Origin of the sequence: Xaviernesmea oryzae, assembly GCF_900109605.1 — a bacterium.
Classification (GTDB): domain Bacteria; phylum Pseudomonadota; class Alphaproteobacteria; order Rhizobiales; family Rhizobiaceae; genus Xaviernesmea; species Xaviernesmea oryzae.
This window is the reverse complement of the sequence record NZ_FOAM01000045.1, coordinates 1-1960: the sequence shown is the minus strand read 5'-3', so window position 1 is coordinate 1960 and position 1960 is coordinate 1. Positions and strand designations below refer to the sequence as shown.

2 protein-coding genes are annotated in these 1960 nt (G+C 53.5%); both read left to right on the top strand.

Annotated features, from left to right (window positions below; genetic code table 11):
- Window positions 1–396: RHS repeat-associated core domain-containing protein (locus BMX61_RS24120; protein WP_139199014.1), on the top strand; the 396-nt coding region annotated here is incomplete at its 5' end.
- 234 nt (window positions 397–630) lie between these two features.
- On the top strand, window positions 631–1323 hold the full coding sequence (locus BMX61_RS24115; RefSeq protein ID WP_170855020.1) for an RHS repeat-associated core domain-containing protein: 693 nt from the start codon (window positions 631–633) through the stop codon (window positions 1321–1323).
- Window positions 1324–1960 lie beyond the last annotated feature (637 nt).

Here is a 1960-nt window from a genome sequence, read left to right as displayed (position 1 = left end):
ACGCTCTATCCGAGCGCCGACATCGAGATCGATGCCAACACGCCGGGCTCGGAGGTCTTCACCTACTATCCCCATCCCGACATCAAGATCACGGCGACCGCCGGCGGCATCACCGGCCGATACGTGCTCCTGCGCGATCATCTGGCCTCGATCCGGCGGGTGACCGACGCCAATGGCAACGTGGCGGAGGAAACCAGCTATGCCGCCTATGGCGAACTCACCAACACCTCCATGCAGACGCAGAAGAGCTATATCGGCGAACGCTTCGATCCGCAGACCGGCCTGACCTATCTCAATGCCCGATCCTACGATCCAGCCTTCGGTCGCTACGTGCCGCCAGACGAGGCCGGTGATCAGGCAGGTCAGGCGCGACCGAAGCAGGTCGGACATCCGTGATCGGACGGGCTCGCACCAGCGCCGCCCCATCACGCCAGTGACAACGGCCCGGCACCGTCCGGGCCGGTCACCCACCCATCCTCTTCGATCACGCGCACAGCGAAACGAGGCTTGTCGATCCACCGCATTCTCCGCACCCTGTGGGTCCGCCTTCTGTCGACCCTGCTGATCTGCAGCCTCGTCTGCGTGCCCTTCGACTCAGCCGCAAACGCACGCTTCATCTCGCCAGACCCCATGGATCCAACCATCCAGGGCGTCGGAACCAATCGATATGCCTACTCGGGAAATGATCCGGTCAATAAAAGCGATCAAAACGGGCATGTAGCTGGTGAGCCTGACTACACGACAGCAGGCTTTGGTTGGGGTAGCTTCTTTGGTGGTATCTTTGGGGCTATGCTGGGCGGGGTGGCAGGCGCGCCCGCTGGGCCACCTGGCATTGCGGCGGGCATGGGCTATGGGGCGACGGAGGGGGCGGCGATTGGGGGAACCGTCGGCGGCGTAATCGGCGTCGGCGTCGATATGATGGAGGATAGTCAAGCCGCTAAGGGCCGCTCAGGAAAATCAAGTGGCAAGCGGAGTGCCGCTGCTGGAGCAGCTGGACCGCAGAAGCCTGATGACCAGGACGAAGATAAACCGACGCAGACCCGCCGCCAGCAAACGCAGACGGAGTCCAAAAAACTTTATGAAACGAAAGACCTTCGCCCAGGTGAGCGCGGCTATTTTCGAATTGATGTGGAAAACCCTAATCCAGATCAGCGCCCTGGCCAAATTCATCTGCAAACTGGTGCGCGAGGCTCTGAACATTACATATATGATTCAGAATCCGGCAATTTCAGAGGCTTGAGCGCAAGGGAAAATAGAGATCTGCTTTCACGTCCCGAAGTGCAAAAGGCAATTTCAAAAGGCCTCGGATACTTAGGAGAATGACAATGAACCCAATAACGATAAAACATTTTCCGAACGATCTTGCCCGTCAAGAATTGTCTAAAATTAGTATTTTTGATCTATCTCAGACTCCGTCCGACAATCTTCTGCGCTGGATGGAGAAGGTTTCATATAATGAAGGTTATCTTCTATCGGATATCTCCGATAGAAATGTTCAAATAATTACAATGAGAAATTTCAGCAACGAATTTGATACCGAGATGATATTGAATAAAATTAATCTTGAAGATGATTACGAAAAGGGCCTTTCTCGATCGAAATACATCGGAATATACTTCTCATTATGCGAATATCTACTGTCTTTAACGATTAAATTTAACCTGCCTGCCCAAATCATATCTCGATATTCAACTGACTCATATAACGATGACGAGGAATTTCCCAGCCACACTGTGAGTTTTGGACTCCAGAGATCAGAAGACAATCTCTATGTATTAGATAACTATCGGTACAGCAATGTCCTTCGGATCGCGAGCATCATAGGATAATTGATGTGGAATAAGTAGCAGGCTGCTTTAGTCAATCCCGGCTATATCACGGCGACGAGCTATGAGGCGGACGGCAAGACCCGGTCGATCGCCTACTTCAACGGCGTGACCACCACCTTCACCTATTCGCC

What these genes read in the sequence shown, in the direction of transcription:
- BMX61_RS24115 (WP_170855020.1), top strand. Translation starts at nt 631, where the DNA reads ATGGATCCAACCATCCAGGGCGTCGGAACCAATCGATATGCCTACTCG.